The organism is Kitasatospora sp. NPDC053308 (assembly GCF_055585785.1).
The window spans coordinates 18,331-26,616 of record NZ_JBVJJY010000041.1; the positions used below are offsets into that span (position 1 = coordinate 18,331).

General features: G+C 74.7%; 9 protein-coding genes. 3 read left to right on the top strand and 6 right to left on the bottom strand.

Features of this window, described 5'->3' with window-relative positions; translation table 11 throughout:
• Positions 1–139: 139 nt before the first annotated feature.
• Positions 140–598, bottom strand: coding sequence for an ATP-binding protein (locus ACZ6Y7_RS37570; protein WP_465762471.1), 459 nt, complete (start codon positions 596–598; stop codon positions 140–142).
• Between the two features lie 452 nt (positions 599–1,050).
• Between ACZ6Y7_RS37570 and ACZ6Y7_RS37575 the strand changes: the two genes are divergently transcribed.
• Positions 1,051–1,449: an STAS domain-containing protein gene (locus ACZ6Y7_RS37575; protein ID WP_465762472.1), complete on the top strand. Its 399-nt coding sequence runs from the start codon at positions 1,051–1,053 to the stop codon at positions 1,447–1,449.
• A 160-nt stretch (positions 1,450–1,609) separates the two neighbouring features.
• On the top strand, positions 1,610–2,080 hold the full coding sequence (locus tag ACZ6Y7_RS37580; RefSeq protein ID WP_465762473.1) for an ATP-binding protein: 471 nt from the start codon (positions 1,610–1,612) through the stop codon (positions 2,078–2,080).
• Positions 2,081–2,320: 240 nt separating this feature from the next.
• On the opposite strand, the gene ACZ6Y7_RS37585 is transcribed toward ACZ6Y7_RS37580, so the two are convergent.
• The 4 genes from ACZ6Y7_RS37585 to ACZ6Y7_RS37600 all read right to left on the bottom strand — a co-directional run bounded on the left by ACZ6Y7_RS37585 (position 2,321) and on the right by ACZ6Y7_RS37600 (position 3,785).
• Positions 2,321–2,815 carry a DUF6328 family protein gene (locus tag ACZ6Y7_RS37585; RefSeq protein ID WP_465762474.1) on the bottom strand — a complete coding sequence of 165 codons (495 nt, stop codon included), beginning with the start codon at positions 2,813–2,815 and terminating at the stop codon, positions 2,321–2,323.
• A gap of 37 nt (positions 2,816–2,852) precedes the next feature.
• A complete protein-coding gene (locus tag ACZ6Y7_RS37590) occupies positions 2,853–3,062 on the bottom strand; it encodes a hypothetical protein (protein ID WP_465762475.1) in 210 nt (69 codons plus the stop codon).
• A gap of 178 nt (positions 3,063–3,240) precedes the next feature.
• Entirely contained in the window at positions 3,241–3,486 is a 246-nt protein-coding gene (locus ACZ6Y7_RS37595; protein WP_465762476.1) for a DUF6479 family protein, read from the bottom strand.
• A gap of 128 nt (positions 3,487–3,614) precedes the next feature.
• Positions 3,615–3,785 (bottom strand): hydrophobic protein, encoded by a 171-nt coding sequence (locus tag ACZ6Y7_RS37600; protein WP_465762477.1) that lies wholly within the window; start codon positions 3,783–3,785, stop codon positions 3,615–3,617.
• Between the two features lie 329 nt (positions 3,786–4,114).
• Between ACZ6Y7_RS37600 and ACZ6Y7_RS37605 the strand changes: the two genes are divergently transcribed.
• Entirely contained in the window at positions 4,115–6,838 is a 2,724-nt protein-coding gene (locus tag ACZ6Y7_RS37605) for a beta-L-arabinofuranosidase domain-containing protein (protein ID WP_465762478.1), read from the top strand.
• Between the two features lie 112 nt (positions 6,839–6,950).
• Here ACZ6Y7_RS37605 and ACZ6Y7_RS37610 read toward each other — a convergent pair whose 3' ends face one another.
• On the bottom strand, positions 6,951–7,874 hold the full coding sequence (locus ACZ6Y7_RS37610; protein ID WP_465762479.1) for a ribokinase: 924 nt from the start codon (positions 7,872–7,874) through the stop codon (positions 6,951–6,953).
• Between the last annotated feature and the right edge of the window lie 412 nt (positions 7,875–8,286).

Sequence of the window (8,286 nt, forward strand, 5' to 3'; positions counted from 1 at the left end):
GGGGGAAAACAAAAGGAAAAACAGGGAACAACCCTCCTTTGGGGGGGGTGCGGGCAGGGGCAGGGGGGGGGGGGGAGAGGTTTGTTTGGGGGGCTGTCCCACGGGCCGGCCGGCCCGTGGGACCGCTACGACGGCGCGCTCAGCAGCCGGTCGACGGTCCTTCACCGTGGGCGTCCGTCGCGGTCAACGGCCCCCGGACGGCCGTCGGAGGGTGGAAGCAGGCGGTCACGGTCTTCCCTTCCGCCCCCGGGTGGGTGCCCCAGTGATCGGCTACCGCCTCGACCAGCACCAGTCCCCTGCCTCCGGTCGCGCCCGGGCCCGCCGCCCGCGGGCGCGGCGGGAGTGGACTGTGGTCGTGGACGCTCAGCCGCAGGCAGCGTCCGTCCCACGTCAGAACGAGCTCCGCGTCGCTGTGCGCGTGCACATGGGCGTTCGTCAGCAGCTCCGAGACCGCCAGCACGACTCCTTCCGCCGACTCGGGAGCGGTGACATCCCAGCCGAGCGTCGCCAGGTGCCGTCGGACCCAGTCCCTGCCCGCGCGTACTCCCGCGCTCACCGGCATCCGCCGGGCCCAACCCACCGCCTGCACTCCGCCCATGTCACAACTCGCCTCCCGGAAGAGCCTCCTGGTCTCCCGCCTGCCCGGAGCGGTCCGGTGTATGCGTCGGCGGCCGGCCGACCGCTCGCCGGATCCCGGCGGGCGGCAACGCGCGCAGGACGGTGAGGACGCGCGTCAGCGACCGGAGAGGTGCACGTGCGGAAGCCCGGCCCTTCGGCCGGTCTCGGCCTGGGCCGGCTCGCCCCGAAGCGCAACTCCCGGGTGGTACCGCCGCGTTCGGGCAAGGTGGCGGTCAGCGGCCCGAGCGGGCCCCCCGGCACGGGACCGTGCCGGGGGGCGTCGCGGAACGACCACGGCATCCTCGCACCTCCCCGGTGCCGGCCGGGTCCCGCCCTGCCCGCTCGGACGCGCGGCCAGGCCCCGTAAGGTCGTCCCGGTACACTGCCGGACCGACGCGCGGTGGCCGCCGCCGGTTCGAGTGAAGGAGAGCGATGCGCGACAGCGACCCCACCGGCACCGAGCCGGTCCCTGTCCAGGCCCCCGAACCCGGGGAAGCTCGGCTGACCGTGGGCATCGGCCTCGCCGACGGTGCCGTCATCGTCTCCCCCGTCGGGGAGCTCGACTACGACAGCGTGGACGTCCTGCGTGGACGCCTTCGCGAAGCCCTCGACCAGCCCGCGGAACGACTGGTCCTGGACTGCCACGGCATCGCGTTCTGCGACTCCACCGGACTCAACCTGCTCTTGGCGACCCGGATGGAGGCGCTCGGCGCGAAGCTCCCGCTGGTCCTCGCCCGCGTGCCGTCCTCGCTGGCCAGACTCCTGGAGATCACCGGCACGGACGCGGTCTTCGACGTCCGCCCGGACCTCCGGGCGGCGGTGGCCCGATGACGCACGACGCTCCGACGTCCGCCGGGCTCCTTCACCCCGTCGGCACCCGTGCCGGACGGTGACGCGGTGTCCAACGGTGCGCGCGGGGTAGACGGGCACCGCGGCGGGCGGATCGAGGACAGTCGGAACGGCACACGACCGGTATCGAAGCGAGGGGAAGATGAGCAGCAGTGAGTTCCCGATGACGGCCCCCGCGCCGCTGCCCGGCCTGCCCGCCGGGGGCCAGACCCGCCGCCTCACCGTGGCCGCGGGACCGGGGGTCGTCGGCCGCTGCCGCGACCAGGTGCGGACCGCTCTGCACGACTGGGGCTGGCTGCCGTCGTCCGACCCGTGGCAGCGGACGCGGGCGGAGGACATCCTGCTGGTGGTCTCCGAACTGGCCACCAACGCCTGCCAGCACGCCGGCGGCGTGGAGCTGCTCGTGCTGTCCGCCACGCCCGACGTCCTGCGGATCGAGGTCCTGGACCGCTCCGACGCGGTGCCCCGGCCCTGTCTGCCGCACAGCCCCGGCCGGCCGGGCGGGCACGGGCTCCATGCGGTCGCGCTGCTCGCCAGCCGATGGGGCCACCTGCCCCGCGCCGAGGGAGCGGGCAAGGCGGTGTGGGCGGAGTTCGAGATCCCCGGCGCGTGATCCCGTGTTCGCCGCCGCACCGAGTTCCGGCGTGCTCCCTCGTCGCGGTGGCAGGGCCGAACGCGAAGACCCCCGGCAGGGGATGACGGGCGGCGGTCGGCGATGGGCGGCACTCGTACCGAGGCTTCCGCGGATCGCCGCAAGCGCGGGCGGGACGGCCGGTGCCGCGGCCGGTCCCCGATCCTCCTGCCGCGCGGCCGAGGAGGCGGGCGGGGCCGCGGCAGCCGGCAACGACGGCGGTCACGTCCTCCCGTCACGGGGGCGGTCCCGTCGTAGGACCAGGTAGGGCAGGGCGAGCCAGCAGGTGGCGAACCCCAGCAGGGCCGCACCGCTCAGGACCCATGCCGTGGCGGAGGCGTGCAGGGCGGTGCGGAGCAGGAGCAGGAGGGCGCTGGTGATGGTCAGGGCGAGCAGCGCCAGACCGGTGGTGATCAGGTGCCCGGCGGCGCGGACGAGTTCGGGCTTCATCCCCCGGCCGGCGAGGACCCGGTGGAAGGCTGCCGGGGCGACGAGGGCGGCGGTGGCGGCCGCTCCGAGCATCACGGTGGCGACGTAGAGGTGGCGGTCGAAGGCGGGCAGCGCGGCGAACCGGGGAGTGAAGACCACCGAGACGAGGAACCCGAAGAGGATCTGGGCACCCGTCTGGCAGACCCGGACCTCTTGCAGCATCTCGTGCCAGAGCCGGTCCGCCCTCTCTTCGGCCGTCTCGTCGCGACCGGGTGCGCCCTGTGGCACGTCCTCCTCCTGTCCCGCGGTGTCGCCCGCGCGGGTGTCAGTCCGGCGTCTCGGCGTTCCACACGATGCGCTGGACGGCGGCTGCGGAGATCCACGTCTCGGCGCCGTCGGCGGGGCGGACCCTCACCCAGCGACCGCTCAGCCGTACCTGCCCGCTGACGTGCACGGCGGCCGTGCCGGGGACGGCGCCTGGCAGGCAGTGCACGACGGCCGCGGCCCACTTCTTCTTGCCCACGGCTTCGACCATCGGTGCCCGGCTGGCGGGACGCCACCGGGGGGCGCCGTCCGGGTCGGCGACGTCCGGCGCCCTCCGGCCGCACCCGCTCGGGCGGGGCCGCGTCGTCCGTCCGTCCTCGTCCGTCCGTCCTCGTCCGTCCGGCGTCGGCCCACAGGCGCCGGTGAGGACGGACGTCCCGCCCGCGGGGTCACGTGCCGTCGCGCCCCTCCCCCGGGCCCGGCGGCCGCGAGCCTTCGGCCTCGTCCGGTGTCCGCCACGACCCGGCTCGGGCGCCCGCCGCGCCGGCGGGCGGGACGGGGGGTTTGCGGCGGCCGATCCGGCGGGCGCCCCACACGAACGCGCCGATGAGCAGCGCACCCACCGCCACGGCGGCCAGGATCGCGAGCAGCGGCATGCCCTCGGAACTCGCCGAGAGCGGATGGACAGCGGTCACGGTCTCCTCCGATGTGGTTCGGGCCCGGCACGTCCGCGCCGCCTCCGACAGGCCGGTCGGCCGGCCGGAGGCGGCGCGGACGTGCGGGCGTCAGATGACGGCCGCCGGTCCGGACTGGCGGCCGGGGGTCACCAGCGGTACCAGCGGCCGCGGCCGCCCGTGCTGCTGGTACCACGCGCGACGAACCCGAGCAGCCAGACCACCAACACCACGACCGCCACCCACCACAGGGCCTTGAGGGCGAAACCCGCACCGAACAGGATCAGAGCGAGCAGCAGCACCAGCAGAAGGGGAACCATCGTCAGCACCTCCGGGGTCTCGAACGTCTGGACGCGGACTCGTCTGCCCCGTACCCCGCTCCCCATGCGCGGGTCGCGAAGCGGGGCCGACCGACGGAAGGCCGCGGCACCGCTCAGCGGACCCACCGCCGGCTGGACCGGCTGTTGCGGCTCGCAGGCCGATCGGGGCGCCGTCGGCCGTCGACGCCGCGCTGACCTCGGGACAGCGACCGTCGCGAGGATTGACACGGACTATGTGAGCGTTAACACTCGTGAAACGGACAGGCGCCACGCGAGGTCGGCCGCCGCGCTCCCCCGTCCCCTTCCCCGACGCCACCGTGGAGTTCGCCATGCCGGCTCACCCCTTCAGTCGCCGTGCCGTGTTCAAGGCGACCGGTGTCACGGCCGTGGCCGCAGCCGTCGGTCCCGTCCTCAGCCGCGTTCCCGCCGCGGCGCAGACGCCCCCCGCCAGGTCCGACGTCGGAGTGACGACGGTCCCGTTCGAGCTGGGTCAGGTCCGGCTCACCGACAGCCGATGGCTCGACAACCAGAACCGGGCCCTGGCCTACCTCCGCTTCGTCGATGTCGACCGCCTGCTGTACAACTTCCGCGCCAACCACCGGCTCTCCACCAACGCCGCCGCCGCGAACGGGGGTTGGGACGACCCGGGGTTCCCCTTCCGCACCCACGTGCAGGGCCACTTCCTCTCGGCGTGGGCCCAGGCCGCCGCCGCGCTCGGGGACACCACCTGCCGCGACAAGGCCGACCGGATGGTAGCCGAACTCGCCAAGTGCCAGGCCAACAACGCCGCCGCGGGCTTCTCCGCCGGCTACCTGTCGGGCTTCCCCGAGACCGACTTCGCCAAGCTCGAAGCGGGCTCGCTCGGCAACGGCAACGTCCCGTACTACTGCGTCCACAAGACCATGGCCGGCCTGCTCGACGTATGGCGCCTCCTCGGCAGCACCCAGGCCCGCGACGTGCTCCTCGCGCTCGCCGGCTGGGTCGACCGGCGCACCGCCGCGCTCGGCCACGACACGATGCAGCGGGTGCTGGCCACCGAGTTCGGCGGTATGGGCGAGGTACTGGCCGATCTGTACCAACGGACCGGTGACTCCCGCTGGCTGACCACGGCGCAGCGGTTCGACCACGCCGCGGCCCTCGACCCGCTCGCCGCGAACCTGGACCGGCTCAACGGCCTGCACGCCAACACGCAGGTGCCCAAGTGGATCGGAGCCGTCCGCGCGTACAAGGCCACCGGCACGACCCGCTACCGGGACATCGCCGCGAACGCCTGGGCGATCACCACCGGCTCGCACACCTACGCCATCGGCGGCAACAGCCAGGCGGAGCACTTCCGGGCCGCGAACGCCATCGCCGGCTTCCTCACCGACGACACCTGCGAGCTCTGCAACTCCTACAACATGCTCAAGCTGACCCGGGAGCTGTGGCAGCTGGACCCGGACCGGGCCGCCTACTTCGACTTCTACGAGAAGGCGCTGCTCAACCACGTCATCGGCGCCCAGAACCCGGCCGACCCGCACGGCCACATCACCTACTTCACCCCGCTCAAGCCGGGCGGGCGCCGGGGCAAGGGCCCGGCCTGGGGCGGCGGCACCTGGAGCACCGACTACGGCACGTTCTGGTGCTGCCAGGGAACGGGGATCGAGTCCAACACCAAGCTGATGGACTCCGTGTACTTCCACGACGGCGCCACCCTCACGGTGAACCTGTTCCTCCCGTCCGTCCTGGACTGGACCGAGCGGGGCATCACCGTCACCCAGACCACCGCGTACCCGGCCGAGGACACCACGACGCTCAAGCTCACCGGCAGCGTCGGCGGGACGTGGTCGCTGCGCGTCCGCATCCCCGGCTGGACCTCCGGGGCCGTCGTCAGCGTCAACGGCGTCGCGCAGAACGTCGCGGCCACCCCGGGCACGTACGCCACCCTCACCCGGTCCTGGGCCTCCGGCGACACCGTCACGGTGAAGCTCCCCATGCGGGTGGCCCTCCAGGCCGCCAACGACAGTCCCGGTGTCGCGGCGATCACCTACGGACCCGTCGTCCTGGCCGGCGACTACGGCAGCACCCCGCCGTCCGCCCTCCCCGTGCTGGACGCCGCCACGATCACCAGGACCAGCGGCACCGCCCTCGCCTTCACCGCCACCGCCGACGGGGCGACGGTCGGCCTCGGCCCGTTCCACGACGCCCAGGGGTTCGACTACACCGTCTACTGGCGGACCGACGGCGCGGGTTTCCGTCTGGTCAACGCGGCCAGTGGGCTCGTCCTCGGCATCCGGGACATGTCCACCGCCGACGGCGGCCCCGCCCTGCAGTGGGACGACACCGGCACCGCCGACCACGACTGGGTCCTCGTCGTCGACGGCGGCGCGCTGCGGCTGCGCAACGTCAACAGCGGCAAGGTCCTCGGCGTGGAGTCGATGTCCACCGCCGACAACGCCACGGTCCTCCAGTGGGCCGACAACGGCACCGCCGACCACCTCTGGACCGTCGTCGACGCCGGCAACGGCTACCACCGGCTCCGCAACGTCCACTCCGGCAAGCTGCTCGGCATCGCCGGCGGCTCCACCGCCCGGGGCGCCGCGGCCGTCCAGCTGCCCGACGACGGCGCCGCCGCCGGCCGGTGGCAGTTCGCCCCCGTCGGAGCCAGGCGGATCCGGAACGTCGCCAGCGGGCTCGTCCTCGGCATCCGGGACATGTCCACCGCCGACGGCGGCCCCGCCCTCCAGTGGGACGACAACGGCACCGCCGACCACCTCTGGACGGCCGTCCTCGACACCGACGGCTGCCTGCGCCTGCGCAACTCCCACAGCGGCAAGGTCCTGGCCGCGGAGAACGGCGGCACCGCCGACGGCACCCCGGTCGTCCAGTGGGCCGACGACGGCGCCGCCGACCACCGGTGGCGCCTGCGCCACGGCGGGGGCGACACCTTCCGGATCCAGTGCGCCGCCGGCGGCCGCGTCCTCGGCGTCGTCGGGGCCTCCACCGCCCTCGGAGCGCAGGTCGTGCTCCGCGACGACAACGGCGCGGAGGACCGCCTGTGGCGGTTCATCTGAGCCACCGCGGCTCAGACCGCCCGCGCCGCGACCGCCCCCGGATCACCGGCGTCGCACCCGAGCGCCCGGTCGCCGTGGTCCGAGGCGGCGAGAGCTCCGGTGCGACGGCGGGTCAGGATCCCGCCCTTCCTGACAGCGCCTCGACCTCCCCGGCGGTGGGGAAGGACTCCTGCGCTCCCCGCCGCGTCACGGCGACGGCGCCCACCCGGGCGGCGTACGCGGCGGCCTCCACGAGCGGGGCTCCCGCGCCCAGCCTCCAGGCCAGCGCGGCGGTGAAGGAGTCACCGGCGCCCGTGGTGTCGACGGCGTCGACCTTCACCGGCGCGACCCGTACGGCCTCCTCCCCGGCGGAGGCGACCAGCGCGCCCTCCGAACCGAGCGTCACCACCACCGACGCGGGGCCGCTCGCGAGCAGCTCCCGTGCCCAGGCGGCGGGATCGTCGCCGCTGGCCGCGTCGCCCAGGATCACCCGGGCCTCGTGCTCGTTGACGACCAGCGGGTCGCAGGCCGCCAGCACCTCGGCCGGCAGCGCCCGCGGCGGAGACGGGTTCAGCACGAACCGCGTTCCGGAAGGCAGGTGCCGCACGACCTCCACGACCGACTCCAGGGGGATCTCCAGCTGCGCCGAGACCACCCGCGAGGCCCGGACCAGCGGCGCGGCGGCCCGGACGTCCTGCGGCGTGAGCCGCCCGTTCGCCCCGGGCGACACCACGATGCTGTTGTCCCCCGACGGGTCGACGGTGATCAGCGCGACGCCGGTCGGGGCCCCGCCCACCAGGACGCCCGCCGTATCGACCCCCGCGTTCCGCTGCGACTCCAGCAGCAGCCGCCCGTTCGCGTCGTCCCCGACCCGCGCGAGCAGCGCCGTCCGCGCCCCGAGCCGTGCGGCGGCGACCGCCTGGTTGGCGCCCTTGCCGCCGGGGTGGACGGCGAGGTCCGACCCGAGCACCGTCTCCCCCGCCCCGGGCCGGCGCTCGACACCGATCACGAGGTCGACGTTGGCCGACCCGACGACCAGCAGGTCGTAGTGGTCCATGGAACTCCCCAATCACGCAAGGCGGAGCGCGGCGGGCCGGTGCCCGCGTCCGCGGGTTCTCCGGCCACCCTGCCCCCGTCTCAGCCGCCGAACCCGCCCACGGTCTCCTTCGTGACCGCCGTCACCGGCACGTTGACGGTCTCCTCGGCCTCCTCCCCGGTGATCGCCCGGTGATCGCGCTGACCGCGTCGTCCACGGCGATCCTCCCGAGCCCTGACGGCTGCCGGCTGCCGGGCCACGGACGCGTACGGAGGCCGTGCTCGACCGCCGTCGGCCCCTCGGGCCCGAACCCCGTCCCCGTGCCGGGCGCCACAGCGGCCCGGCCCCCGCTCCGCGCGCGTGCGCGGAGCGGGGGCCGGGCCGGGGTCAGGGTCGGGGTCGGGTCGGGGCCCGGGGCCGGGGTCAGGGTCGG